Annotated in this window: 26 protein-coding genes; 8 read left to right on the top strand and 18 right to left on the bottom strand. The window is 66.4% G+C overall.

Going from position 1 to position 23,938, the window contains the following annotated elements; genetic code table 11:
• Positions 1-13: 13 nt before the first annotated feature.
• The 7 genes from lnt to FZ983_RS24525 all read right to left on the bottom strand — a co-directional run bounded on the left by lnt (position 14) and on the right by FZ983_RS24525 (position 8,913).
• Positions 14-1,432, bottom strand: coding sequence for an apolipoprotein N-acyltransferase (gene lnt / locus FZ983_RS24555; protein ID WP_149226319.1), 1,419 nt, complete (start codon positions 1,430-1,432; stop codon positions 14-16).
• Positions 1,429-3,552: a protein-disulfide reductase DsbD domain-containing protein gene (locus FZ983_RS24550; protein WP_247883954.1), complete on the bottom strand. Its 2,124-nt coding sequence runs from the start codon at positions 3,550-3,552 to the stop codon at positions 1,429-1,431. The genes lnt and FZ983_RS24550 overlap by 4 nt, the downstream gene beginning before the upstream one ends.
• A gap of 39 nt (positions 3,553-3,591) precedes the next feature.
• Complete coding sequence (lspA, locus tag FZ983_RS24545) at positions 3,592-4,122, bottom strand: signal peptidase II (RefSeq protein ID WP_149226317.1); 531 nt, start codon at positions 4,120-4,122, stop codon at positions 3,592-3,594.
• A 67-nt stretch (positions 4,123-4,189) separates the two neighbouring features.
• Positions 4,190-4,990, bottom strand: coding sequence for an undecaprenyl-diphosphate phosphatase (locus FZ983_RS24540; RefSeq protein ID WP_149226315.1), 801 nt, complete (start codon positions 4,988-4,990; stop codon positions 4,190-4,192).
• A gap of 145 nt (positions 4,991-5,135) precedes the next feature.
• Positions 5,136-7,868, bottom strand: coding sequence for a heavy metal translocating P-type ATPase (locus FZ983_RS24535; RefSeq protein WP_149226313.1), 2,733 nt, complete (start codon positions 7,866-7,868; stop codon positions 5,136-5,138).
• Positions 7,869-7,934: 66 nt separating this feature from the next.
• Positions 7,935-8,591 carry a cation transporter gene (locus FZ983_RS24530; RefSeq protein ID WP_247883953.1) on the bottom strand — a complete coding sequence of 219 codons (657 nt, stop codon included), beginning with the start codon at positions 8,589-8,591 and terminating at the stop codon, positions 7,935-7,937.
• Positions 8,584-8,913 carry a metalloregulator ArsR/SmtB family transcription factor gene (locus tag FZ983_RS24525; protein ID WP_149226330.1) on the bottom strand — a complete coding sequence of 110 codons (330 nt, stop codon included), beginning with the start codon at positions 8,911-8,913 and terminating at the stop codon, positions 8,584-8,586. The genes FZ983_RS24530 and FZ983_RS24525 overlap by 8 nt, the downstream gene beginning before the upstream one ends.
• Before the next feature lie 119 nt (positions 8,914-9,032).
• On the opposite strand from FZ983_RS24525, the gene FZ983_RS24520 reads away from it, so the two are divergent.
• The 4 genes from FZ983_RS24520 (at position 9,033) to istB (ending at position 12,506) form a co-directional block, all read left to right on the top strand.
• Complete coding sequence (locus FZ983_RS24520) at positions 9,033-9,278, top strand: hypothetical protein (protein WP_149226311.1); 246 nt, start codon at positions 9,033-9,035, stop codon at positions 9,276-9,278.
• A gap of 85 nt (positions 9,279-9,363) precedes the next feature.
• Positions 9,364-10,134 carry a tetratricopeptide repeat protein gene (locus FZ983_RS24515; RefSeq protein WP_188092494.1) on the top strand — a complete coding sequence of 257 codons (771 nt, stop codon included), beginning with the start codon at positions 9,364-9,366 and terminating at the stop codon, positions 10,132-10,134.
• Positions 10,135-10,267: 133 nt separating this feature from the next.
• On the top strand, positions 10,268-11,788 hold the full coding sequence (istA, locus tag FZ983_RS24510; RefSeq protein WP_136702786.1) for an IS21 family transposase: 1,521 nt from the start codon (positions 10,268-10,270) through the stop codon (positions 11,786-11,788).
• Positions 11,775-12,506 (top strand): IS21-like element helper ATPase IstB, encoded by a 732-nt coding sequence (gene istB / locus FZ983_RS24505; RefSeq protein ID WP_085082852.1) that lies wholly within the window; start codon positions 11,775-11,777, stop codon positions 12,504-12,506. Before istA ends, istB begins: the two co-directional genes overlap by 14 nt.
• Here istB and traF read toward each other — a convergent pair.
• From traF to FZ983_RS24470, 8 genes are all read right to left on the bottom strand, one after another.
• Entirely contained in the window at positions 12,449-13,414 is a 966-nt protein-coding gene (gene traF, locus FZ983_RS24500) for a conjugal transfer protein TraF (protein ID WP_149226307.1), read from the bottom strand. The two genes, istB and traF, sit on opposite strands and share 58 nt — an antisense overlap.
• Positions 13,415-13,711: 297 nt before the next feature.
• Positions 13,712-13,882: a hypothetical protein gene (locus tag FZ983_RS34290; RefSeq protein ID WP_188092493.1), complete on the bottom strand. Its 171-nt coding sequence runs from the start codon at positions 13,880-13,882 to the stop codon at positions 13,712-13,714.
• An 11-nt stretch (positions 13,883-13,893) separates the two neighbouring features.
• Positions 13,894-14,415: a hypothetical protein gene (locus tag FZ983_RS24495; RefSeq protein WP_149226306.1), complete on the bottom strand. Its 522-nt coding sequence runs from the start codon at positions 14,413-14,415 to the stop codon at positions 13,894-13,896.
• A gap of 108 nt (positions 14,416-14,523) precedes the next feature.
• Complete coding sequence (locus FZ983_RS24490) at positions 14,524-14,805, bottom strand: hypothetical protein (protein ID WP_149226305.1); 282 nt, start codon at positions 14,803-14,805, stop codon at positions 14,524-14,526.
• 128 nt (positions 14,806-14,933) lie between these two features.
• Positions 14,934-15,332: a hypothetical protein gene (locus FZ983_RS24485; protein ID WP_149226303.1), complete on the bottom strand. Its 399-nt coding sequence runs from the start codon at positions 15,330-15,332 to the stop codon at positions 14,934-14,936.
• Positions 15,333-15,440: 108 nt separating this feature from the next.
• A complete protein-coding gene (locus FZ983_RS24480; protein WP_149226301.1) occupies positions 15,441-16,067 on the bottom strand; it encodes a hypothetical protein in 627 nt (208 codons plus the stop codon).
• Between the two features lie 188 nt (positions 16,068-16,255).
• Positions 16,256-16,627, bottom strand: a complete 372-nt coding sequence (locus tag FZ983_RS24475) for a hypothetical protein (protein ID WP_149226299.1) — start codon at positions 16,625-16,627, stop codon at positions 16,256-16,258.
• A 205-nt stretch (positions 16,628-16,832) separates the two neighbouring features.
• Positions 16,833-17,261 carry a hypothetical protein gene (locus tag FZ983_RS24470; RefSeq protein ID WP_149226297.1) on the bottom strand — a complete coding sequence of 143 codons (429 nt, stop codon included), beginning with the start codon at positions 17,259-17,261 and terminating at the stop codon, positions 16,833-16,835.
• A 442-nt stretch (positions 17,262-17,703) separates the two neighbouring features.
• On the opposite strand from FZ983_RS24470, the gene FZ983_RS24465 reads away from it, so the two are divergent.
• Positions 17,704-18,303: a hypothetical protein gene (locus tag FZ983_RS24465; protein ID WP_149226295.1), complete on the top strand. Its 600-nt coding sequence runs from the start codon at positions 17,704-17,706 to the stop codon at positions 18,301-18,303.
• A gap of 190 nt (positions 18,304-18,493) precedes the next feature.
• On the opposite strand, the gene FZ983_RS24460 is transcribed toward FZ983_RS24465, so the two are convergent.
• Complete coding sequence (locus tag FZ983_RS24460) at positions 18,494-19,063, bottom strand: hypothetical protein (RefSeq protein ID WP_149226293.1); 570 nt, start codon at positions 19,061-19,063, stop codon at positions 18,494-18,496.
• Between the two features lie 157 nt (positions 19,064-19,220).
• On the opposite strand from FZ983_RS24460, the gene FZ983_RS24455 reads away from it, so the two are divergent.
• The gene (locus tag FZ983_RS24455) at positions 19,221-20,162 is read left to right on the top strand and encodes a DsbA family protein (RefSeq protein WP_149226291.1); all 942 of its coding nucleotides are present in this window, start codon (positions 19,221-19,223) and stop codon (positions 20,160-20,162) included.
• 5 nt (positions 20,163-20,167) lie between these two features.
• Positions 20,168-20,698 (top strand): hypothetical protein, encoded by a 531-nt coding sequence (locus FZ983_RS24450; protein WP_149226289.1) that lies wholly within the window; start codon positions 20,168-20,170, stop codon positions 20,696-20,698.
• 59 nt (positions 20,699-20,757) lie between these two features.
• Here the strand turns inward: FZ983_RS24450 and FZ983_RS24445 are convergent, their stop codons facing one another.
• Positions 20,758-21,024, bottom strand: coding sequence for a hypothetical protein (locus FZ983_RS24445; RefSeq protein WP_149226287.1), 267 nt, complete (start codon positions 21,022-21,024; stop codon positions 20,758-20,760).
• Positions 21,025-21,192: 168 nt separating this feature from the next.
• On the opposite strand from FZ983_RS24445, the gene FZ983_RS24440 reads away from it, so the two are divergent.
• Entirely contained in the window at positions 21,193-22,224 is a 1,032-nt protein-coding gene (locus tag FZ983_RS24440) for a M48 family metalloprotease (RefSeq protein WP_149226285.1), read from the top strand.
• 327 nt (positions 22,225-22,551) lie between these two features.
• Here FZ983_RS24440 and FZ983_RS24435 read toward each other — a convergent pair whose 3' ends face one another.
• Entirely contained in the window at positions 22,552-23,910 is a 1,359-nt protein-coding gene (locus FZ983_RS24435; RefSeq protein WP_149226283.1) for a toprim domain-containing protein, read from the bottom strand.
• Between the last annotated feature and the right edge of the window lie 28 nt (positions 23,911-23,938).

Genomic DNA, 23,938 nt, shown 5'->3' with positions numbered 1-23,938 from the left:
TCGGGCTCACGTCTCATCCCGCCACTATGCCCAGTGCAACAGGAGCTCGCCAGCCCCGCGGTTTATGTGACAATGCCCGCATGCGGGCCGAGGCGAGGTGCTGGTATGGCCCGATCGAGGTCCCGAACCAGGCGTCGTTGGTGGCATTGAAGATCCAGGTCGGGCGCTCCTCCCGATCGACCACCGCGCCGGGGAAGATCGCCTCGTAGCAGATCGACAGCCCCACCGCCCTACCGCCAAGCGGGATCGTACGTGGCCCCGGCCCGGCGGAGAAGTCCCCAAGCCCGGCCACCAGCCGTTCGATCGGCAACACGCCCCGCCAGGGCACGTACTCGCCGAAGGGCACGAGGTGATGCTTGGCGTAGGTGGCCGTTATCCGGCCGTGGTCGTCCACGGCGGCGATGCTGTTCCAGTATGCGGGGCCTTCGGGCTCCGCGGTGCGCCGAGGCGTTCCGGCCAGAAGATGGGCGCCCCGCGGCAGCAGCGTGCCGATCCGGTCCAGCACGGCCCCGTTCTCCTCGAGAAAGCCTGGAAAGGCGGTCTCGGGCCACAGAAGGACATCGTAGCGGCCGGGCCTGGACGAGAGATCCAGGTATCGCTCGACGGTCGCCGCCCGCCGCTCGGGGAGCCATTTCAGTGCTTGCGCGATGTTGCCTTGAACAACGCGCACGATCGGTCCGGTGGCTTTCCCCGAGTCGTCGGAAGACAGCCGGAGGCTGCCGCTCAAGAGCATGGCGACGACAATCCCCGCAATCAGGATCGCCCAGCGGCGGTCCCGGCCGGAGGTGTTGAGGATCGCGACCGCCGGGAGCGTGGCGGCGAGGACCGTCAGCAGGCTCAGGCCGTAGCTGCCCACCACCGCGGCGGCCTGCCGGGGCGCCGCGTAGTCCGTCCAGGCATAGGCGGCCAGGTTCCAGGGGAAGCCGGTCAGCAGATGGCCTCGCAGCCATTCGGCCGCGGTCCAAAGAGACGCGAACAGCAGAGCCCCTGACGTCCCGCGGCCCCTGAGGCGGGCGAAGGCCCATGCGGCCGCGGCGATGAAGAGGGCCAGGAAACCACTAAGCCCGGCGACCGCTGGAACGGCCAACCACCCCAACCGTCCACCATCGACATAGAGGCTCTCGGCGATCCATTGCGCGCCGGTGACGAAGAACCCGAAACCGAAGCCCCATCCCAGGATCGCGGCGGCTGCGGGCGCCACGCCCTCAAGCAGCAGGAAGAAGCCGCCGAACGCGAGGACCAGCACCGGGAAGAACGAAAACGGCGGCAGCGCGAGGACAGCCAGACCGCCCAGAGGCAGGGCGAGTGTCGTCCGCCACAGCAACTCCAGCGCAGGCGCTCCGGCAGCGTCGTTGGCATCTGTATCGGCGCACCCATGCTGGGCGGCCTCGGGGCGCAACACCGTCCGTTTGGTGTCCGCAGGCTCTGTCATGAGCCGCCGCCCCTGGCCTGGGCGAGCGCATCGAGGACGGCCCCGTTCGAGAGGATCTCAGGCAGCACGATACCACGCGGCGCGCCTGGCCCGTAGACGGCGTTGAACGGGATGCCGTACCGGTCGTGCCGGGCGAGGTAGTCGGAGATCCGCGCGTCGGGCCGGGTCCAGTCGGCCCGCATGGGCACGACACCATCGGCGGTGAGGGCGGCCGCGACTTCTGGCCGATCCAGGACCAGGGATTTGTTGGCCTTGCAGGTGATGCACCAGTCCGCGGTGACATCGACGAACACCGTCCGTCCTTGGGCGACCAAGCGTCCGATCTCGGCTTGGTCGAACCGGGTCCACTTGGCCGCCGAGGATGCCGCAGGCGGCGAAAGGGTCCGCGTCGCGGCATCGAGCACCACCGGGGCGGCGAGCGCGCCGGAGAGAGCGGTGACCGCGGTCAACACGGCCGCGGCTCGTCCGAGGCGGGAGCGGAACAGAAGCGCGGCGGCGAGAACGAACAGCGCGGCGGCGACCGCAGCGGAGGACGGCCAGGAGGTCTGGGCCGCCAGCACGCTCAGGAGCCACGCCGCGGTCCCGAGCAGCGCCAGCGCAAGCAGGCGCCGCAACATCATCATCCAACGTCCCGGGCGCGGCAGGAGGCCCGTGAGCCGGGGGAACGCCGATACCAGGAGATACGGCGCGGCGAGCCCCAGGCCGAGCGCGGTGAAGATCGCCAGGATCTCGGCCGGGCCCCGGGCCAGTGCGAACGCCACGGCCGTGCCGACGAACGGCGCGGAGCACGGTGTCGCCAGCAGCGTCGCGAACGCCCCCGCCGCGACGTTGCCGCCCAAGCCGTCGCCGCCCGCGTGGCCGAGGACAGACGCCACTCGGGACGGTAGCGGGATCTCGGGCCCACCCGCGAGACCCAGCGCGAACACGACGAGGACGGCCGCCATGAGCACCAGGAATACGGGCTGCTGGAACTGCACGCCCCAGCCCACGGCCATCCCGGCCGCCTTCAGCCCCACCAGGGCGCCTGCCATCACGAGCATGGAGGCCACAATCCCCGCAGCGGTCGCGAGGAAGCCGAGGCGGATGCGGCGCCGCTCCCGATCACGGTGTCCGATCACCGACATCAGTTTCAGGCTCAGCACCGGCAGGACGCAGGGCATCAGGTTCAGCACCAGGCCGCCGAGCAGGGCGATTCCGAGGGTCGTGACGAGCGGCCCGATCCGCGGCAGCGCTCCCGCCGGGGCGGCGGCGACCGTTAGCCGGAACTCCGCGGCACGCGGGCCGTCCGTCACGGTTGCGGTGATGCTGCTGCCGGGCATGCTCACGGCGTCTGGACCGGCACCGATGGGCAGCCTGGCGGTGACCCTCCGGCCGTCCGGCGCAAAGGAGAGTTCCGGCCTGCCGAAGGTCCAGTCGCGGCTCTCGAGCAGGACGTCCGGCTCTTGAAGCGGGCGGTCCGAGACGATGCTCACGGCGAGCGTTCCCGGCCGACCCGGTTCGAGGATCGCGCCCTCGACCCGCAGGCCGGAGTGGGTGCCGTCGTCGGGTATGGCCGCCTGGAAGCGCGCGATCAGGTTGCCCGCCTCCGGATCGGCGGCCGCACCACCGGCGGGCAGGTCGAGGGCGAGGTCGAGGACGACCGGCACGCAAATGTTGCTGCACACCAGGATGTCGGCCTTGCCGCGCAGCGCGGTCGGCTCGCCGGGCCGTTCCAAGGCCACGTCGAGCGGGAACACCACCTCCTCGGCGTAGCCAAAGGTTTCCAGGCCGAAGAGCGTGAACCGGTGAGGCGCGGGCCAGCGGAACTCGACCTTCTTGACGTTCTCCGAGGCCGACCAGTCAACGCTGGGCGGCGCCCCGGCGTCGCCGGGCGAGCGCCAGTACGTCTTCCACCCGTCAGCAAGCACGACATGCAGACCGGCGGGCACGGTCTCGAGCGTCCCCGTCGCCTCGATCGCGGCGACCAGCCGAGCCTTGGCCGTATCGTGGGATGCCCATGGCCCCTCCGCGGCCCCGGCGGGAGTAGCGGCCGAGACCATCAGGCCCGCGACCATCGCAAGAGGGCCGAACCCTGGAGTGCGCATGCCCGAAGCCAGGAACCTGCAAACGATGCCGTTCATACCCGTAGTCCTACGAAATGCCCATGATGTCCTGGCCGCTCAGGGCCGGGATTGAAACGGCTCGACCGACTTGCCCAGCCAGGAGAGCAGCAGCAGCATCGCCACGCCACAGAAGATGGCCGCGTCCGCCAAGTTGAAGGCAGGCCAGTGCCAACCAAAGGCGTGCAGGTCGAGGAAGTCCGTGACTGCGCCCTGGCGGACCCGGTCGATGACGTTGCCCAGGGCGCCGCCGATGATGGCGCCCAGGGCGGCCGCCTCGCTCTGGCTTATAGAGCGCATTGCCCAGGCGAGGAGAAGGGCGACGATGGTCAGCGCGAGGCCGGAGAGCAGCCAAGGTCCCACGGCCCCATCGCCGAACAGCCCGAAGCTGACACCCCGGTTGAAGCCAAGCGTGAGATTGAAGAACGGCGTTACTTCGATCAGGCGCGGGGGATTCATGACGTGCTCGATGATCGCCCACTTCGAGCCTTGGTCGAGCGCGACGGCAAAGGTGGCGGCGAGGAGTGCAGCCCCGAGCCTCCTCCGGCGCCCAGTGAGCGTGTTGTTTGGGGCGGCACTTTGCAATGTCATGCGGTGTCCTCTGTGGGCGTGGAGACGGCATGCCGGAGGTTCGATCCCACGGGCCGTTGGGAGGCGATCAACGAGCCGCAAGGATGGCGAGCATGGTCGCCCCGGCGGCGATGCGATACCAAGCGAACGGTGTGAAGCCGTGACGGCCGACGAACGCCACGACCACGCGCACGACGGCAAGCGCTGCGAGAAATGCCGCGGCGAAGCCGACGACAACCACGAGCGCGTCGTCCGGGTTGAGAACGCCCGGGTTCTTGTAGATGTCGAGGGTGGTTGCGCCGAGCATGGTCGGGATGGCCAAGAAAAAGGAGAACTCGGCTGCCGTCCTGCGATCGACGCGCAGCAGCAGCGACCCCATGATGGTCGCCCCTGAGCGGGAGACACCCGGGATCATCGCCAGGGTCTGGAAGGCACCGATCAGAAGCGCCGTCCTGGGACGGAGCCCTTCGATCTCGTGCACCCGCGACACTGGGATGGCGCGCTCGATCACAAGGATGGCCAAGCCGCCCAGGATGAGGCTCACCGAAACCACATAGGGGGAAAACAGCACGCTCTTGATGAATCCATGCGCCAGGGCGCCGACCAACGCCGCCGGAAGGAACGCCAGAAGGACGACGACGGCAAAGTGACGAGCGGCGGGGTCGTGCGGCAGCCCGGTGGCGACTCCAAGGAGCTTGGCGCGATACACCCAGCACACGGCGAGGATCGCTCCGAGTTGAACGACGATCTCGAACACTTTGCCAGGCGGCCCCTGAAAGCCGAGGAGATCGACAAGCAGGATGAGGTGCCCCGTGGAGGAGACAGGGATGAACTCGGTCAAGCCTTCGACGATGCCCAGCAGCGCCGCCAGCATGTAGGTGTCACTCATGAGGGGGCTCCTTGAAACCGGTGGCAGACGGGGTGCCTATAGGGCACCGGTAGAGGAGGCATTGCTCCGGCATCATGGCGCTGCCGCGCCCGCCGCCCCCGCCGCTGCACGTAGCGGGCGCGGCGGTGCGTGCGAGAGGCACGCGCTACGCGGTCGCGGATTGAGCCTTCAGCAGGCGCAACCCGTTCAGGACGACGAGCAACGAAGCCCCGACGTCGGCGGCGATGGCGCCCCACAGCGAGGCCATCCCGACGAAGGTCAGGACGACGAACACCAGCTTCACGGCGAGCGAGAAGCCGATGTTCTGCCGAATGATGCCCAGCGTTTCTCGCGAGTGCCGGACCAGCCACGGCAGCTTCGAGAGGTCGTCCGACATCAGGGCAATGTCGGCGGTCTCGATGGCGGCGTCCGTGCCGACCGCGCCCATGGCGATGCCCAGGTTGGCCCGGGCCATGGCCGGGGCGTCGTTGACGCCGTCGCCGACCATGGCGACCGCCCCGTGCTGCGCGACGAGATCCTCGACCGCGGCCACCTTGTCGGCCGGAAGGAGCTCGGCCCGCACCTCATCCACACCCGTCTCGCGGGCGATCGCCTCGGCGGTGGCCCGGTTGTCGCCGGTCAGCATGACCACGCGCTGGATGCCCGCCGCGTGCAGCGCCGCGACCACGGCGCGGGCGGCGGGCCGGACGGTGTCGGCGACCGCGACCAGCCCCCACACGCCGCCCTCGTCGCCGACGGCGACCAGGGTGCGCCCGGCCGCCGCCAACTCGTCGGCGCGCCGCAGCGCCTCGGGGGTGGCGAAGCCGCGCTCCTCCAGGTAGCGGCGCGAGCCCAGCCACACCGCGCGCCCGTCCACCCGGCCGGTGACGCCCCGGCCGGGCACCGCCTGGACATCCTCCGCGGGGACCGGCGACACGCCCCGTTCCTTGGCGTTCTCCAGGATAGCGTGGGCGAGCGGGTGCTCGCTGCGCGCCTCCAGCGCCGCCGCGAGCGCCAGGAGGTCCGCTTCGCCGCGGCCGCCGAGCGGGACCAGGTCGGCGACCCGCGGGCGCCCCTCGGTCAGCGTGCCGGTCTTGTCCATGGCGACCGCCTTGAGATGGGCGGGCGCCTCGAGGTAAACGCCGCCCTTGACCAGCACACCGTTGCGGGCCGCGCCGGTGAGCGCGGCGACGATGCTGACCGGCGTCGAGATGACCAGGGCGCACGGGCAGGCGATCACCAGCAGCACCAGGGCGCGGTAGAACCACGCCTGCCACTCGCCGCCGAACAGCAGCGGCGGCAGCAGGAAGACGGCGATCGCCAACGCCATGACCACGGGTGTGTAGATGCGGGCGAACCGCTCGACCCACGCCTCGGTCGGCGCGCGGCGGCTCTGCGCCGAGCCGACCATGCGGATGATCTGGGCGAGCGTGGTGTCCTGGGCGGCCTTGGTGGTCTCGATCTCGAGCGCGCCCGCGCCGTTGATGGTCCCGGCGAAGACCTCGGAGCCTGGCGCCACCGCCACCGGCGCGCTCTCGCCGGTGATGGGGGCTTGGTTGACGTCGCTCGTTCCGGCGGCGACCCGGCCGTCGAGCGGCAGCTTGTCGCCGGGGCGGACGACGATGTGCGCCCCGACGGCGACCTCGCCCGCGGGCACCTCGCGCTCGGTGCCGTCCGGGAAGCGCACCCGCGCCGTCGGCGGGGCAAGCTCCATCAGCGCGGCGACGGCGCGGCGCGCCCGTCCCAGGCTCCACGCCTCAAGGGCGAGGGCGAGGGCGAAGAAGAAGGACACGGTGGCCGCCTCGAACCACTCGCCGATCAGGACGGCGCCGATGACGGCGACGACCATCAGCAGGTTCATGTCCGGCCGCAGCCGCCGTGCCGCCAACCACGCCTTCGGAGCGACGTAGCGCACCGCGCAGAGGATCGAGACGGCGTAGGTGAGGATGGCAACCCACGGCGCCTCGGCCTCGCCCATGAAGGCGACCGCGGCGCCGCCGCCAAGCCAGGCGTGCAGCCCGAAGCCGACGGCCGCGAGGACACCGCTGGCCGTCGTGAGCGTGGTCTGGAGGCGCCGTCGGCGCTCCTCCGCCTCGGTCGCCTCCGTGCTGGCTCCCTCCTGCCAGAGCTCCGCCTGCATGCCGGTCCGGGCCACGGCCGTGCTGACCCGCTCCAGGGTCGCGGCATCCGGGTCGCCGGAGATCGACATGCGGCCGTTGATGAGGTCGAAGGCGAGCTTGTCCTCGCCGCCGACCACCGGGCCGACCTCGCGCTTCAGCGCGGCCACCTCCTCGCCGCAGTCCATGCCGTGGATGCGCAGCACCGTCTGGCCCGGCAGTTGGACCGGGACGGGCGTGGTCAGGGCGGATGCCCCGCAGGACATGCCGCAGGAGCCACCGGTTGGTGCCGGTGGCGGAACAGCGCCGTCGGGCCAGAGTTCGGCCTGCATGCCCGTGGTCGCAACGGCGCGGCGGATGTCGTCGATGGAGGCCGGGGCTGCGGAGGACACGGTCATCGTCCCGGCCTTCGTGTCGAAGGCGAGCCGCTCCTCGCCGCCCACAACGGGCCCGACGGCCGCCTTGAGCGCGCGCACCTCGTTCTGGCAGTCGAGCCCACGGACCTTGAAGCGGAGCTCGACCGTCTCGCCGCGCCATAGGCTGGCGCGCATCCCGGTGGCGGCGACCGCCCGCTCGATGTCCGCGGGCGCGGCACGGTCCTGCGGCGCGACGTCCATGGTTCCGGCCTTGGTGTCGAAGGCGAGCTTGTCCTCGCCACCAACCAGAGGGCCGACGGCCGCCTTGAGCGCGCGGACCTCGTTTTGGCAGTCCAGCCCCTCGACCTGGAAGCGCAGGGGCTCGGGCCCGGGCAGGCGGGTGGTCGTCTCTTGGTGCTTGTCCATTCTCGTCTCCGCCGTGTTCATGCGGGATCCGGCGGTGCCGCCGGACGTGTGCTGTGGGGGCGTGGGTCAGGTGGACGCGGCGGCCTTGGCCTGCCGGAGGTCCGAGCGCGCGTGCCGGATGATCGAGATCGCCGATTGCAGGAACAGGCCCGCGACGACGACCGCGACGGCGAGGTCCGGCCAGGGCGTGCCGGTCCACACCACGAGCCCCGCCGCGATGATGACCGCAACGTTGCCGATCGCATCGTTGCGCGAGAACAACCAGACCGCGCGGACGTTGGCGTCGCCGGTGCGGTGGGGCAGCAGGACGACCGCCGAGATGACGTTGATGACGAGCGCGACCGCGCCGAACAGCCCCATCGCCCCAGCCTCGGGTTCGTAGAGCACGAACACGCGGTAGGCGGAGGAGGCCAGCACGGCCGTGCCGAGGCCGCCGAGGAAGCAGCCCTGGAGGAGCGCCGCCCGCGCGCGCCAAGCCAAGCTCCAGCCGATGGCCAGCAGGCCGAGCAGCGTGATCGTGCCGTCACCGAGGAAGTCGAGCGCGTCCGCCTGGAGGGCCTGGGAGTCGGACAGGAAACCGGCGACGATCTCCACCAGGCCGTAGGTCACGTTGAGCAGCACCACGGTCCACAGCGCCCGGCGATAACCGGTGGTGACGTTTCCGTAGTCCTGGACCCGGTCGTCATCGTCGTCGATGTCGGCCGCCTTCGTGGGCTCATCCATTGCACTCGTCCTCTGGATCCGCGGCGGGTTCGACGACGTGCTCGACCATGTCGGTGATGATGCAGCGCACCCGGTCGTCGGTGGCCACGTAGAAGACCTGCTTGCCGCGCTTGCGGGCGGTCAGGAAGCGGGCGGCGCGCAGCACGCGCAGGTGGTGGCTGACCAGCGCGGCGGACAGGCCCACGCGCTCAGCGACGTCGCCGACGCACAGCGGCTCGCCCAGGCAAGCAACCGCGATGCGCAGGCGGTTCGGGTCGCCCAGCATGCGAAAGATCTCGGCGAGCTCGATGGCCCGCTCCTCATCCAGTCTCAGGTCCCGCATGGCCACTATCAAACGCTCCAACGTTCATTTGTGTATTTGGTTTATCGACGACTGTCAACTACACTGGTTCCCCCGGCGAGGGACCAGGGAGGACACGTGGCGTGCGAAAGCGGGCGTTCTTGGCGCCGGTCGCCGCAGCGGGGATCGGGGTGCTTGCGAGCCGCCAGGCGGTGGCCAGGGAGCGCCCCATCCTGCACGGCGCCGAGTACGAGGGCTGGATCTGGTGGCTTCTGCTGAACGGCTTGATGGACGTGCTCCTGGTCGTCGCCATAGCCATCGCTGCCGCTGTGGCCATCCGCAGGATCTGGCGTGCGATCATGGATCGTAGGGCGCGCGGGCAAAAACCAATGGACCGTGAAGGGTAGCGTCAAGGCGCTGGCACAGGGAGGCGGCATGGTGAGGAGAGGACATCGGCGGGGGGCGCTCGTAGCAGCGGGCGGTCCTGTGCTCATGACGACGGTATCGCTTGCCCAGGGTCTGGACCCCGGCACGCTCGCGGCGGCCTGTGCCAGCCTCGCCCCGACCGCGGAAGACGACTTCCGTTGCGGGCTGGCCCACTATGTCGGCAAGGGCGCCCGGCCGGACGAGACCGAGGCGTTCCGCCGCTTCGCGCGAGCCGCCGAGGGCGGCCATACCGAGGCGCTGAACAACCTTGCCCAGATGCACCTCGACCGCGCGAGCCGATTCCACGACGGGCGGAAGGGCTTCGCCCTTCTCCTTCAGGCGGCCGAGAAGGGGTACGCGAAGGCTCAGTACAGCGTGGCGCTGCTGCTCGAGGAAGGGCACGTGGCGCGCCAGGACCTCGCTCAGGCGCGCTCCTGGTACCGGAAGGCCGCGGAGCAGGGCCATCCGTTCGCCCAGAACGACTTGGCAAACCTGTTGCGGTGGGGCGTGGGCGGCGGGCGGGACGTTGCGGAGGCAGCCCGGCTGTACCGGCAGGCGGGCGAGCGCGGCGTTCCGGCGGCCGCCTTCAACCTGGGCGAACTGTATCTGGACGGCGATGGCGTACCGCGGGACGCCCTCGAGGCGCATCTCTGGATCACCCGCGCCGCAGCCAAAGGCGACAAGGCGCTCAAGGCCAGGATCTTCGACATCCTGGCCACGCTCGAGCAGCGGATGACAGATGGGGAGCGCCAGGCGGTGACCGATCGGAACGCGCGGTGGCGCACCGGGCGCCCGGTTCCGGACAGGCAGAGCGGGCACATCCTTCCACCGCCTTGACGGACGTGTCCGTGAACTGTGCATCGGCCTGCAACACTGGGCCAGTTTCAGGGGTGATCGGCGTCCAATAACCAGCCACCCCTGATCTGGCAGACTACCACCCTGGGTTTGGACGACGGGGTGGCGGACAGGGATGTTGACGGTGGAGACGATCGCACGGATACGACGCGAGCACGCGAAGGGGAAAAGCATCCGGGCCATTGCCCGGTCGCTGAAGGTGTCGCGGGAGACGGTGACGAAATACCTGCGCTCGGGCGAGACGGCGCCGCGCTACGAGCGCCAGCACCAGCCGCTTCCGAAGTTGGCCGGGTTCCAGGAGGAGCTGGAACGGCTGATCACGGAGAACGAGCGGCGGCCAGCCCGCGACCGGCTCGACTACCTGGGGCTCTTCGGACGGCTGAAGGATGCCGGGTTCCAGGGCGGCTACGACACGGTGCGGCGCTACATCAAGCGCTTCAAGCAGCGCCAGCCGCCGAGTGGGCCGGTGAACGCCTATGTTCCGCTCACCTTTGCCCCGGCCGAGGCGTACCAGTTCGACTGGGCGGAAGAGTGGATCATCCTGGACGGCGTGACGACCAAGGTGCAGGTGGCCCATGCCCGCCTGTGCCACAGCCGCATGCCGTTCGTGGCGGTCTACCCGCGCCAGACCCAGGAGATGGTGTTCGACGCCCACGCCCGTGCCGCGGCCTTCTACGGCGGCCTGTGCGAGCGCGGCATTTACGACAACATGAAGACGGCGGTGGACGCCGTATTTGTCGGCAAAGAGCGCCGCTTCAACCGCCGCTTCGCCCAGATGTGCTCGCATTACCTGGTCGAGCCGGTGGCCTGCACCCCGGCTTCAGGCTGGGAAAAGGGCCAGGTCGAGAACCAGGTCGGCACCTTGCGCCAGCGGCTGTTCACGCCGCGGCTGCGGGCCAAGACGCTGGAAGAGGTGAACGAACGCCTGCACGACGAGGTGATCGTCTGGGCCCAACAGACGTCGCATCCAGAGGATAGGAGCCGGACGGTGTGGGAGGTGTTCCAGGCGGAGCGGCCGGCGCTGATCACCGTGAGCGATCCTTTCGACGGCTTCCACGAGGCCACGCTCAGCGTCTCGAAAACCTGCCTGATCCACTTTGACCGCAACCGCTACAGCGTGGCCGCGATCGCCGCCGGCAAGCCGGTGCAGGTCCGCGCCTACGCGACACGGATCGTGGTGTGGTTCAACGGCGCGATCGTCGCCGAGCACCCACGGGCTTTCGGGCACGGCCACACGCGGTACAATCCGCTGCACTACCTGCCGGTTCTCGTCCGCAAGCCGGGGGCGCTGCGCAACGGGGCGCCGTTCCGGGACTGGGATTTGCCGCCAGCCCTGGCGACGGTGCGGACCCGCCTGGGCCGCGGCGACGACGCTGACCGGCAGTTCGTTGGCGTGCTCGCCGCCATCCTCACCGATGGCCTGGAGGCGGTGGAGGTCGCCTGCCGCGAGGCACTGGCGAGCGGTACGCACAGCCGGGACGTGATCCTGAACATCCTCGCCCGGCGCCACGACGTCACACCGGCACCGGCCATGGCGGTGCCGACGGCGTTGACGCTGTCCATCGAGCCGGCCGCCGACTGCGGGCGCTACGACCGCCTGCGCGCGGTGCGGGAGGGCTGCCATGGAACGGCATGAGCTGATGGCGCTGATGGCCGAGCTCAGCTTGGCCGGCATGCGTGCCGCCTACGACGAGGTGATGAGCGACGGGCTGAAGCGGCAGCGCACCGTCCAGCAGATCCTGGGCGATCTGCTGGCGGCGGAGCGGGCGGAGAAGCAGGCGCGCTCGATCCGTTACCAGCTCGGCGCCGCCAAGCTGCCCCTGGCCAAGACGCTGGCCGAGTTCGACTTCACCGCCAGTCCCCTCAACGAGGGGCTGGTGCGCGACCTGCACGATGGCGGCTTTCTGGAAACCCAGCGCAACGCCGTGTTCATCGGGGGAACCGGGACCGGCAAGACGCACATGTGCATCGCCATCACGGCCAACTGCGTGCGCCGCGGCGCCCGTGCCCGGTTCTTCAACGTCATCGACCTGGTGAACCGGTTGGAGGCCGAAGCCCGGATCGGGCAGGCGGGCAAGCTCGCTGACCAGTTGACCCGCGTTGATCTCGTGGTGCTGGACGAACTCGGCTACCTGCCGTTCTCACAGAGTGGCGGCCAACTGCTGTTCCACGCGCTCAGCCAGTTGTACTCGCGGACCTCGGTGTTGATCACCACCAACTTGAGCTTCGCTGAATGGCCGACGGTGTTCGCTGGCGACGCCAAGATGACCACCGCTTTGCTCGACCGGCTGACGCATCACTGCGACATCCTGGAAACCGGCAACGAGAGCTGGCGGTTCAAGAACCGCTCCTGATCCAAAGCCTTCCCGTCCGTTGCCCAGGGGGGCCCACAGGCCCCTCCCACGCGCGCCGCTGCGTCAGCCATGAGGGCACTCCGCGGCGCGCGCGGGACCCTCCCGTGGACTCCCTGGACAACAGGTTCTGCAACCGCAAGCGTGGCTGGAAATTGCAAGCCGATGCCGGCTGGAAATTGGAAGCCGATTGACACTGTGTCCGCCCGGAAGTTCGGAAACTGCCCACCAGGCAGGGGTTTTCCATCAAGGCTGATCGGCGTGATGTGGAAGCCATAGGCGCGTTCCAGCATCTCGAGGACCGGCGCCTGCTTGTCGCAGTAGACGCAATCGCTTCGGTAGAAGAACCAAATGCCGGCCTGCTGCGCGATCTCCTTCAGCTCCGCGTCGGTGGCCTCCCCAGCCACGGCGTTCATCTCGTTCGCGGCGAAGGTCGCGGTCGGACGACGGCCTGTCTCATCCAATAGCGGATCGCCCACGACAACGCGCTGAGCCATATCCGTGAAAGCCGAAGCCTTGTCCATGGCGAGCCGCTGAATGACGTAGTAGGCGCGCACGTTCTCGGCGCTGGGTTCATCCAGCGCACGGTCCCGGTACTTGGGCAGGTTCTCCCGTAGCCAAGCGGCCGAGCCGAAGGCGGGCGGTTCCGGGACCTTTGGCTGTTCTAGGGGCTGCGGAGGCGGAGGAGGAGGTGGTGGGGTCGCCGCCGCTGGCGGCAGTGCGGGCTCTTCCTTTTTTGGGGGCGGCGGTTCCTCGTCGGGCTCCGGCTGGACCTCATACCAGAACCAGCCGCGCTCCCGATCGCCGAAGAAGCCCGCGGACTGTGCCTGCTGCTGGGCCGACGCAGAAAAAGCCATCGAGCCAGCGAGCAAGGCGGCAGTGGTGCTGATGAGGGCGGAGCGTATCGTCATGTCCGCAAAGCTACCTTTCCAGACCCCTCTTTCGCGCCGCCGAAAGGCGCGGGAAATCGATGTCTTTCTCGGGCGTGCGCAGTCCGATAAAGCTGGACATGCATGGGGCGCAGCAGCGACTGTGCGTCGTCTTTGCCTGGATAGGCATGCCCCGCACTTCCTATCGACCGGCTGGAATGAACAAACGAAAGAGTGCTGCGGTCTCGGAGTTCATGCAGAACACCGAGACCACAGCGGGTTAACCCCCCCGGATTTGAAGGCAGTGCCTCGCGATCCGGTGCGATGATATGGGCGACCTCAGGCGGCCTCGATCCGCGCCGCGGCCTCCTCAAAACTCAACCCCGTCTGCATGAGGTTGAGCATCTCCTGGAATTGGCTGGTGTCGGTTATCCGAACCACACCCGACGTCTCCTCGCTGATAATGTTGCCGTCGTCGTCGAGGGTCTGAATGGTGACACTCTGCATCATCCTTCCCCCTTTCACGTAGCAGCCGGCGCGAGTACGCTCGGGCCTGTGACGGTCACCTGCCAGCTGGCTCCATACAGCGCCGCTTGCTCTTCCGCCTTCTGTTTGGCTTCCCGGAGCGCCGTCGCCGCAGTTAAGTATGACCGCGGCCACCGTTCCTTAATGGAGCGAGGTTTGCACCCCTCAGCGGTGACGGTCACGAACCAACGAAACTCCCCATCGTAGGGCGTGACGCCGTACGCGATGACGACACGCTCGGTGCCTTGCGGACGGGTCTGCCCCGGTGGGAGTGCGTTGATCCAAATGGCCCGGTCGGCCGTTGATATCTTCCGGCCATCGTTCAACGCCTTCCCGGCGCCGAGGGCACCGTCTATTGCGTCCCATGCGTCGTCTCGGGATTCCCCATAGACCACGAAGTGGAACACTTCGCCCGTTGAGAGAACCTCGATGACGACGTGCCACACTGGCAGCGGGCAGTTGAAGATGTCGAAGAACGGCCCGATGATCTTATGCAGTGTGATGGACTGCTGTTGCATGTGCGATCTCGTGGTTGGGGCACACGCTCCCCGTATGGGGCATCATGTGCCCGCTTGGGGATGGCGCCGCCCGACCCCCAGGGGGAGCCGGACGGCGCGGATTGACGTTCAGGCGAGCCGCCGCGCCATGCGCGAGAAAGTCGCAACGGCTTCCTCACGGTTCAGACGAGGACTGAACCACTGGCGGACGCCTTCGGTGCTCGGCTTGAGAAAGACCCGGTAGTACCCGCCGGCGAGCGAAGCTTGCCGTTTGAGTTGGAGGGTCTCACCCGTGTAGACCGTGCGCTCCGTCACAACGACAGGCGCCGGCGGCTTGCTGAAGAGCTCGCCATCCGACACTTCGTAGAGGAACTGTGCGGTCAGCCCGATGAACTTGGTCAGCTTCTTCATGATGCACCTTGTCTGTGGGTGAGGCGCACCACTCCCCTTGTTGGGGCGAAGCGCGCCCCGATTGGGGAATGTAGCTGTGGCGGCCGGCCGGAGCCGGCTGTGGTTGCGAGCTCAGGAGAGCGTGACGATCAGGTCACGCTGCTGAACACGCTATTGAGGTCGATGCCAGGGGGATCGATGGCCGAAAGCGTCACGATTGCCTCGGCATCGGACCCGTCGGATTGGCGGATGCGCGCCAGATCGACCTCGTCTGCGCCCTCGGTGTCGTAGTCGATGATCGCGACCCCGAGATTGCCTGGGATGTTCTCACCGACGACGGCCTGGACAAGGCCGCCGTCAAGCACGATGGCCAGCCGGCGGGGAGTGTTGTTGGCGAGGATCGCTTCCAACGTCTCCAAGTCGGCCTGTATGGCGCCGGGTCCACTGTAGGTGAAGCCCGCGCTTGGACGGTCTGCGTGCTCCCGCAGGGCCGCGGTCACGCGTTGTAGGATATCTGCTGGAACGGATTTCAGCAGGTGGCCAGTCATGATGCACCTATTGGCGTCTAGGTTAGACGACGAGGCACACCATGCCCGAGGGGCAACGTGTGCCCCAGGGGGAGAGCTGATGAATGGCGGCGGGAGACGCCGGCGTCGTCAGGCGGCGCGGTTGTAGCGACCGCGAACCTGTTGAGCGAAGGATTGAGCTTCCGAGACGGCATGGCAGTAGCCGCTGTCAGCCTCATTTCGGTCGGTGAAAGCGCTGCTAGTGGTTTCCCTCCAGCGTCCCAGCAAACCGGGACGGACCCCCGAATAGTGGATCGTCTTCGTCAGGACATAGCAGTCGCTGCGCGGCGGCCGGGCGAGTTCGATATCGAACCGCTGAGCGTATGCGCAGGGCTGATGGTAGGTAAGCCCCTGCCAAGCAACGAGCACCGTTGTCTCGGCCAGGATATCAGCGGGCGCGCCGTGAATGATCGCCTCGGCTTCCCAACGGGACATGCTCAGGAGATCAAGGCGGTTCTGTGCCTTGAGGGTCTCGACCACAAGCCGGTCTGCCTTGGCCATCGTCTGCACCTTGTCCAGGTGATCCCAAGGCTTGGTGTTCTCAACCGGTTCATAGTCCTCGTTATCCTCGTCCCAGCGCCCAGCGATGTAGGTCGGAGCTCTGTCGGCGGATTGCTTGGCGATCTCGACCTCACGAATGAGGGCGAAGGCCACCTTGCGAGCCGCGAAATACTCCGGCGTGCCGGGAATCGGGGAAAGGGTGATTTGATTGTCCATGATGCACCTTTTCAGAAGTGAGGCGCGCCACGGCCCAACACGGGGCACAGGCGCGCCCCCGGTTGGGGTTGGGTCTTTCGTTGCTACGCGCCCGCTAAATCGCGATGCGCGTCACCGTAGGTGAAGAAGGTGTCGACCATCGAAACCGCTCAAATGAGACAGTAGGCCAAGTCAACTTTGCTGAATCATCACAGCATTGAATTCTCTGCTGCGGATTCAAGTTGCTGCGATTGGCCGCGAACCTCTCGGAACTCCTCCGGCTCAATCGCCATAAACGAGAGAAGGATGTTGCGACGATTGGTCATATCCGCGGCAATGCGCGGCTTCTGTCCAAGGTACCCTTGCAGCATCCACTCGTAGCTGGCGATCATAAAGTTCGCGCCGGAGCGGAACTTGCGGACCAGGTCCTCCTCATCAAAGGGGCAGAGGTGGAGAGTCGGGTCGCGCAGATCACCGATTATGTCGAGCAGCTTCTCGAAGTCACGTTGGGCATGAAAGTAGACGCGGCCCAACATTTCCCAAGCACGGAGCTCGTTCATGATCCAATGGAAGATGCTCATCGTCTCTCTCCGACGGTGGTGGGAGAGGACGCTCGGTTCCCGACGGGGACGATGCGCCCCCAAGAGGACCGAAGCTGAGGCTTCGGCGAACAAGCGCCGGCCGAGCGGTCGTGCGGAAACGACGCGCTAGGCAGCACCATTTTTGGCGTTGAGCGGCTACGCCGCTCAACCAACTGCGCCGGGTTCAGGGGCGCGCAGATGGTCCTTACCGCTTGAGCATCGGATACTGCTCAAGCATTGCCGCCTCGCTGCCGAAGCAGCTGAGCGACCAGGCAATCGCTTCGATCGTCTCGTCCAGATCCATCGAGTAGACGAGGATCTCGGAGGCTTCTCGCAGCACCAGCCAGTAGGCGATGTCGCCGTCCTCGTCGCTCGTGGTGACGAAGCAGACATTCGCATCGCCAGACTTGTAACGCTGCCAGTCCGCCGCAAACCGGGCGTTCAGCTCAGCGTTCTCAAGGTTGCTGGTGACGTTGGACAAAAGAACAGTCATGGTTTTCTCCACTACGATGATGGAAGATAAACCACGCCCCTTCCGGGAAGCGTGGTCCCGGATGGGGATGTTCATCGACAAGCGCACAAGAAGAGCGCCTCGACATCTGCTGAAGCGACGCCCTAAGGCGGAGCGCTTCATGCATGTGTTCTGGCGAGTACCAGAACATAGATGCTGGTTATTTATAGTGCCCAACTAGCACTTTTTAGATCAACTAGCTTCCAGCAACATGCATGGAAACCGACTAGATTCGTCGCGACAAGCATACGAATCAAAGTGGCTTGATTTTACGGTAACGAGTTTCGTTCCGCTAGTACCAAATGACGATGATTTTCATCGCTTCTCGGCTCGCTGCTGAAAGCCCAAAATGTGGTTGTTTCCAATGCCTTTCTCCGGCGCAAGGGCAATCCATTGCCGCTATAGTGACGCTGGACGACGAACCACGCGCTTGCATGCTATGGGCCACATAACTGACGAAGAACGAGAGATCATCCGCAAGCACTACCCGACCATGGAGCGATCCCAGCTTCAGGTCCTGCTGCCTAAGCGGAGTTGGAATGGCATTCGATCCGAGGCGCGACGCATGAAGCTTCGGCGCAAGACCAATCCGGATCGCAAGTGGAAACCGGACGAGGACCGCGTACTGCAGGAGATGGAACCCGCCGATGCTTGCCTGATTGAGATCGTCGCCGCACTGCCTGGGCCCCACCGCATTGGCAACATCGATCGCTCACTGGAACTCGGTTTGACTGCAACGGAGACAGGAGAGTCCGACGTTAGGATCAACTCGCCCGCCCCGCCTACCGGGTGGACCACCGGCGAGTTTCTGGTGTTGCTGGACAGCTATCCGTCGCCGGACGTGATGATGGATGACATCGTGCGCCGGCTGCCAGAAAAGTCGCTGTCCCGAATTCGTCGAGCCGCCCGCGAGGCCCATCTTCGCCGACCCAGGAGTGCCCAGGCCACGGCGGTATCAGGTCGCCATGCCAAAAACGTCTGGAAGGGCGACGAGGACGCACTCGTGCTCCGGATGTGGAAGAGCGCCACGCTCAAAGAGATCAGGCGCTTGCTGCCGCACCGGACGGAAGGGGCAATCGCGAACCGTGCGCGGAAGCTGCTTCGACGGGGACGCCCCCAAGATGCCACCCCACCATTTGCCAATGTGGCCTTTGCGGCCGAGTGAGCGCACCTCCGAGCGAAGGGCACCGGGTCCGACCTACCGTCGGACGTTCTTTCTCGCCCACAGTTCCACAACGTGACAGGCCTAAGGCCCCACGTACGGTCGGAGCTAGTGGGGACCGGCCCAGTTGGTATAGCGGGAAATCAGACGATCTAATGTCGTGCCCGACCGTGCGCTGGACTGTCCGGCGGCATCAACGCGTGCGGCCGAAAGCAACGGCAATCCGTCGCACCGGCCCGTTGCCGCCGACCTTCAGCACCACACGCTGCCCCTCTTGCATGCGCACCGTTTCTTCGACCCGGACCTGATCCGGCTCCGGCGCCTTGCTCAGCTTTCGCTGTTCTACCATCACGTCCGGTCGGCGGAGCGCCGCCGCTTCTACCACCAACTCGACAGAGGCGTCGCGGGAAGTATGCGGCGTCACTCGCACCGCAGTGATATGGCCGGTACAGACGATCGCCGGCGGTGCGCCATCCTTCCCGGCCAGCGCAAAGGTCCGCTTCTCGATGGAGTGCGCAGACACCTCCGCGTTCGGCTGTGTGATGAATGGCACCTGTTCGATGACGCGGTTCGCGCTGTCAAACAGCGTCACCTCGACGACAAGTGAGGCTGCCGGATTGGACGCATAGTCCTGAATGCCCGCTCCGCTCTCTTGGCCGCATCGGCTTGCCAGAGAACCATCCAGAGGAGCAGTGCCTGCCGCCTCCGCGACATGAAGGGTGGCGAGAAGGGCGATGGCCGCGACCGCAAGCGCGCGTGTCATCTCGTAAGCTCCCGAGGCAATTCCAATTGAACCGCCTAGCAGCTTCAAACGCCGTTTCTCTACAGAGAAAGGCAACGGTTTTCGGTGTCTTTCGGCGGCGCGCCAAATTGGTCAATGGCGCTAGTCTTCCGGCAACGTGACTACCCGGAGATGAAGAGTGAAGCGCCCCCTACTGACCCTGCCCGTCCTTCTCGCACTCTCCGTCGCCGCTCCTGCGTCTGCAGCGGACGTCGACGGCATCGTCGACGCTCTGATGAATCGCGTCGAGCGGCTTACCCAGCAGAATGCGAAGCTCACCATTGAGAATGAGCAGCTGCGGCAAACCACTCAGATCCGAGACCGCAGCGACGCCATGCCCGCGAATACGGGGCAGGTCCTTCGTAAAGCCGCAGAAGCTGCCGCGGTCACCCCGTCGGCAGCGGTCTCAACGAACACAGCCCTCGACGCGAAGCAGCTCGACGAGGTGCTGCGCCAGTGGGTGAAAGACAATGCGGGCTATGTGTTCGAGAGCGTCAACAAGCACTTGGCTGAGCAGCAGCAGGCGCGTGCTCCGAAGTCGGAGAACTTCGCGGCCCGTGCGTCCGAGCTATTCGAAAAGGACGCAATCAAGGCCGGTGCTGTGACCGGCGCCAAGGTGCGGCTGGTGATGTTCGCAGACTACAACTGCACCTACTGCAAGAAGGCCCAGCCGGTCATCGACGAGCTTCTTGCCAACAACCCGGACCTTCAGGTGGTCTATCGCGAACTGCCCATCCTGTCTCCGACCTCCCGGCTCGCCGCCCAGGCGGCACGTGCAGCCGCGCTGCAGGGCAAGCACAATGACTTTCATCGCGAACTGTACAAGCTGACGGAGATCAGCGAAGCGAGCATCCTGCAACTGGCCGCCCGCTCGGACATCGGATTGGACGTCGAACAGCTGCGGAAGGACATGACGTCGGAGAAGGTGGCCTCACTGGTCACCAACGACTTCAATCTCGGCCAGAGCCTGGGGATCCAGGGCACTCCGTTCTTCTATCTGGACGGCGGCGCGACCATGCCGGGGTACGCTCCGACATCCCAGATGCAGGCAATGATCGATCAGGCCCGCAAGAAGAGCTGAGCCAAATGCCTCACCTCCGCACGCTCGCCATCGGCTTGTTGCTGATGGCGGCTGCGGGCTCCGCCAGCGCGGCGCCCCAGCAGAACCCATGGAAGAGCACGGAGGCGGCGACGCAGGCGGTGGCCGTTGAAAAGGGCGACCTAACCATCATCCTCCGGGTGCTTGCCAGTAGCGTCAGCACCGCCGAGTTTTCTGTCGCGATGTCGCCGCTGACAGCGGAGGTGCGGTCTCGCTACAGCGGCCAAGAGTGCCTCTTCTACGAAGAGGTGACCAACTCGCCATTTGCCGATAATCCCTACTTCGCGCCTATCGCCGGTCAGATCGTTCAAGATGCCTTGCCGGCCAAGTACCTCAACAACAAGGTCGTGGGCAAACTCGCGTCATATCTAGCGTACATGGCGGCCACCAACGACCCGCCTGCCTGTGTCTGCGAGCCGATGCCGGTTAAAGAAGTGATCGACCTCTGCCGCAAGCGGTTCTATCCGGCGTCCCAACGGGACCAAGCCCGCTACGACAAGGCGATGCTGCCCCCGTGACGCGGGCAGAGCTGAGACATGACGAACGGCCGGGGGGCACATCCCCGGCCGTTCGCATTTCAGCGCAGCTTGTAAGCTCCGGTGTCCCATCCCGACGCTTGCACGGGCCGAGGATCGGTGCCCAGCCACCCGGCCAACGGGTTCACGGCATCAAGAGCCCCGCCCAACTCGCCGGTGGCCCAGTGAACTGCAACGGCAGTCGTGCCCGGCCGCGTGTGTTCGAAGTACATGCCGACACCGACACCGATCACCATCATAACCAACGGTGAACGCACGACCTGCAGGAAGAAGGCGAACAAGAAGGTTCGCAGGATCATGTTGACCATCGGGGTAAACTCCAGTGCTTGTTGCCGGCATCCTACCGGGACGCGCAGCCGCTTCGCGCCGGGGAAAGGCGACGGATTTCCACGTCTTTCAGCGGCGCGATAGAACCAGCCGACGCTCTAGGATCGGCGCAGTTGCCGCAGCTCTGCGACCCTTCCCACGGAGTAATCATGCCCCCCCGGATCCCTGGTCGGACCCGATCGACCACAACAGCTCTGGCCCTGCTTGCGCTCACAACCGTCGCCGCGGCTCCCTTCGGCTGGGTGACGGTCAACAGCGCCTGCATCATCGTGGAAGAGGGCGCCGCTACACCCTTTGCATGGATCGCGTTGGTGCTCATTGGCCTGCCCTTCGCTGGCTGGTGCCAGCGCTTTCTGCGCTGCCTCCTCTTCGCGCGCCAGCGCGCCGCGAAAACGCTGCGAGCCAAGGTCATCACCTTGCGTATGGTCGAGCGGAACAAGAACGTTTCTCCGGCCGAAGTGGCGCTTTACCAACTGGTCAGGAGCATGGCCGAACGAGCGGGCCTCCGGGCCGCGCCCATGGTAGGGGTCGTGCCCAGCGACGACATTAACGCGTTTGCTATCGGCCGGCGCGGCAGCTATCTCATTGCCGTTAACGTCGGCACGGTTAACCGGCTATCAGTTGACGAGCTGGCGGCAGTCCTGGGGCATGAGGTCGGGCACGTCGCCCACGGAGACTCGTTTGTGAAGACGCTCGCCCTGGCGGTCCAGGACAGCATCGCGACGTTCCTGATTTCGCCTTTGGCCTTCGCCCACAGCCTGCTCCGCGCCTCGCCTGCCCTGCTGCTGCTGTTGAGCGCCGGGTTGCTGTACGGCATCTGGCATGGACAACGAGATCTTGCCATGGCGTGCGCGGCCGCCCTCTTCCTTCCGCAGTTGGCGTGGATCGTCCTGCTTGCGTGCCGCGCGCTGATTGCCCATCTCGACCGCTGGCGCGAGTTCCACGCGGACGCTGCTGGCGCGGCCCTCACATCACCGCACAGTATGGCGGCGGCCCTCGCAAAGATAGCCGAAGACGGGTCGGGCAAGCGCGTCGTGACCAACCCTCTACACTCCCCCGCCTTGGCTGGGTTCGGGATCAAGGACACGATCTTGTTCGCGGGTCTGGCCGGGAGGTTGTTCGCCACCCATCCCCCCATCCAAGATCGCGTGGACGCTCTCATCAGCGGGCGGTTTCGCTAACGGCGGGAGTTAGGTGCGAGGTCATAAGGCGAAAACGAAAAAAGCCCGTCCGACGTCCGGACCGGACGACTGACGGGCTCTCGGGTTTTGGCATCACGGCTGAAGAGTAAGCCGGAGAACGCCGGTGTTGGGGACACGGCAAACCGCGCCACCAACACCATGCGCTACCAGTGCAGGGAAGACGCACCTTTGAACCACTGGCGCACCAGCGCCAGGTGATCCTCCGATGAGCCTTCGAAGCCGGCCAGCTGGGTGAAGGGATCTGCATCCCCCCGCCGCCGGCCTGATGCGGACCAGACTAACGTCAAGGATCATGCTGCAGCTTCGTCAAAACTTGACGAAGCTGCGCAGCCGCCCCAGGAGACCGGTCCATGGTGCCGCCGATCGCATCGACGGTTCCGCGACGAGGCCGCGAACGCCATCGCTCTGCGGTGTCGGACATGGACCCTGGACGTAGGTCGGTTCGAGGTTTCCCTCATCCCGATCCACGTACCGCGGACCCGCGTCCCCGACAGCCATCGGCATGACCGCCCGCTGTTCCGTGCGGAACCGAGGGAAGCCAGCCTGACCGTGCATGACCCAGACATCGTGCCAGTCCACCCCCTTCGCATCGTCAGGGATCGACAACGACGGCATGAAAACCAGGGCCTTCCGGCCCATGTCCCATGCGCTCGCCTTGAGCCGTTGTGCGGCCTCACGGCCACGGCCGCTGCGATCCAGGTCGCCCCAGACCACGATCTGCTCCACACCTTCAGGCGGAATGAACCGCTCCATAAGGTCGGCACAGACGCACGGCCACACCGTCATGCCGGTCGCCAGATGCACTGCAAGGGCCGTTTCAAAGCCCTCGGCAACACCGAGCACGCCGGCTTGCGGTTCACCCATGCGGATGAAGCCACCACCGTCCACCATCATGCCGTCAAAGCGCGGATGCTCGACGGGCATGACCAGAGAGCGGTCGTTCGGCAGCGGAAAGACCTTCTTCGGTTCCTCCACCGGAGCCTTCTCGCCGTTCTCGGTGAGATAGGTCCGGTGGATGGTGGCGGGCCGCCCAAGGGCGTCCGACACGCCCATCAGCAGAGCTGGGAACTGACCGACCACCACGCCGTCATCGTCGACGTAATCGAGCGACGGATGGAAGCGGAAGTTCTTCAGACCTGCGATGGGTTCGATGGAGAGCTTGCGCCGCATTAGGTAACGCATCAATGGCGCCGCCAATGGATCGGTCACCGGAACAGCCTCCCCCCACGCCCGCCGCAACAGGTTGCGGATGAAGGTGTCGTTCGGGGGCTTGGCCTCGACCTTCGGCCGGGCACGAGGCGGCGGAGCGTCCTTGCGGACACGACCGCTGCCCACATCAAAACCGACGACTTTCGCGACCTCCTCCAGCGTCTGCGGAAATGTCCAGCCTTCGATCGCCATCAGCAACCGGAAACCGTCCGCAAATTTGCCGCAGGTATTGCATACGCCACCGCCCGAGGTTTCGGCGTCCTTGAAGAACCGGAAACCGTCACCCCTGCCGTTGCTCTTGCTCGTGCCGTGGATCGGGCAGACGGACCGCCCTCTTCCCGGCGCCTTCTGAAAGATCCGGCCGTCCAGCCTGTTGCCGATCAGTCGCTCGTGAATGTCCATCCAACCGTGCTTTTGCGCAGCGTTCCGGACGTCATCAGCTTTCAGCGTGCTCACGATTGTTCTCCTACGACACTCGGCAAAG

The organism is Azospirillum sp. B21 (assembly GCF_008364825.1).
GTDB lineage: Bacteria > Pseudomonadota > Alphaproteobacteria > Azospirillales > Azospirillaceae > Azospirillum.
Note: the sequence above shows the minus strand (reverse complement) of the source record. Positions and strands in the feature narration are given on the sequence as shown.

Excerpts from the sequence above, each read along its gene's own strand:
- FZ983_RS24525 (WP_149226330.1), bottom strand. The coding sequence starts at position 8,913 with ATGCGGGACCTGAGACTGGATGAGGAGCGGGCCATCGAGCTCGCCGAG.
- FZ983_RS24530 (WP_247883953.1), bottom strand. The coding sequence starts at position 8,591 with ATGGATGAGCCCACGAAGGCGGCCGACATCGACGACGATGACGACCGG.
- FZ983_RS24490 (WP_149226305.1), bottom strand. The coding sequence starts at position 14,805 with ATGAAGAAGCTGACCAAGTTCATCGGGCTGACCGCACAGTTCCTCTAC.
- FZ983_RS24515 (WP_188092494.1), top strand. The coding sequence starts at position 9,364 with ATGACGACGGTATCGCTTGCCCAGGGTCTGGACCCCGGCACGCTCGCG.
- FZ983_RS24470 (WP_149226297.1), bottom strand. The coding sequence starts at position 17,261 with ATGAAGCGCTCCGCCTTAGGGCGTCGCTTCAGCAGATGTCGAGGCGCT.
- istB (WP_085082852.1), top strand. The coding sequence starts at position 11,775 with ATGGAACGGCATGAGCTGATGGCGCTGATGGCCGAGCTCAGCTTGGCC.
- lspA (WP_149226317.1), bottom strand. The coding sequence starts at position 4,122 with ATGACATTGCAAAGTGCCGCCCCAAACAACACGCTCACTGGGCGCCGG.
- traF (WP_149226307.1), bottom strand. The coding sequence starts at position 13,414 with ATGACGATACGCTCCGCCCTCATCAGCACCACTGCCGCCTTGCTCGCT.
- lnt (WP_149226319.1), bottom strand. The coding sequence starts at position 1,432 with ATGACAGAGCCTGCGGACACCAAACGGACGGTGTTGCGCCCCGAGGCC.
- FZ983_RS24445 (WP_149226287.1), bottom strand. The coding sequence starts at position 21,024 with ATGGTCAACATGATCCTGCGAACCTTCTTGTTCGCCTTCTTCCTGCAG.
- FZ983_RS24440 (WP_149226285.1), top strand. The coding sequence starts at position 21,193 with ATGCCCCCCCGGATCCCTGGTCGGACCCGATCGACCACAACAGCTCTG.
- FZ983_RS24540 (WP_149226315.1), bottom strand. The coding sequence starts at position 4,990 with ATGAGTGACACCTACATGCTGGCGGCGCTGCTGGGCATCGTCGAAGGC.
- FZ983_RS24475 (WP_149226299.1), bottom strand. The coding sequence starts at position 16,627 with ATGAGCATCTTCCATTGGATCATGAACGAGCTCCGTGCTTGGGAAATG.
- FZ983_RS24485 (WP_149226303.1), bottom strand. The coding sequence starts at position 15,332 with ATGACTGGCCACCTGCTGAAATCCGTTCCAGCAGATATCCTACAACGC.
- FZ983_RS24465 (WP_149226295.1), top strand. The coding sequence starts at position 17,704 with ATGAAGCTTCGGCGCAAGACCAATCCGGATCGCAAGTGGAAACCGGAC.
- istA (WP_136702786.1), top strand. The coding sequence starts at position 10,268 with ATGTTGACGGTGGAGACGATCGCACGGATACGACGCGAGCACGCGAAG.
- FZ983_RS24550 (WP_247883954.1), bottom strand. The coding sequence starts at position 3,552 with ATGAACGGCATCGTTTGCAGGTTCCTGGCTTCGGGCATGCGCACTCCA.
- FZ983_RS24495 (WP_149226306.1), bottom strand. The coding sequence starts at position 14,415 with ATGCAACAGCAGTCCATCACACTGCATAAGATCATCGGGCCGTTCTTC.
- FZ983_RS34290 (WP_188092493.1), bottom strand. The coding sequence starts at position 13,882 with ATGATGCAGAGTGTCACCATTCAGACCCTCGACGACGACGGCAACATT.
- FZ983_RS24480 (WP_149226301.1), bottom strand. The coding sequence starts at position 16,067 with ATGGACAATCAAATCACCCTTTCCCCGATTCCCGGCACGCCGGAGTAT.
- FZ983_RS24450 (WP_149226289.1), top strand. The coding sequence starts at position 20,168 with ATGCCTCACCTCCGCACGCTCGCCATCGGCTTGTTGCTGATGGCGGCT.
- FZ983_RS24460 (WP_149226293.1), bottom strand. The coding sequence starts at position 19,063 with ATGACACGCGCGCTTGCGGTCGCGGCCATCGCCCTTCTCGCCACCCTT.
- FZ983_RS24535 (WP_149226313.1), bottom strand. The coding sequence starts at position 7,868 with ATGGACAAGCACCAAGAGACGACCACCCGCCTGCCCGGGCCCGAGCCC.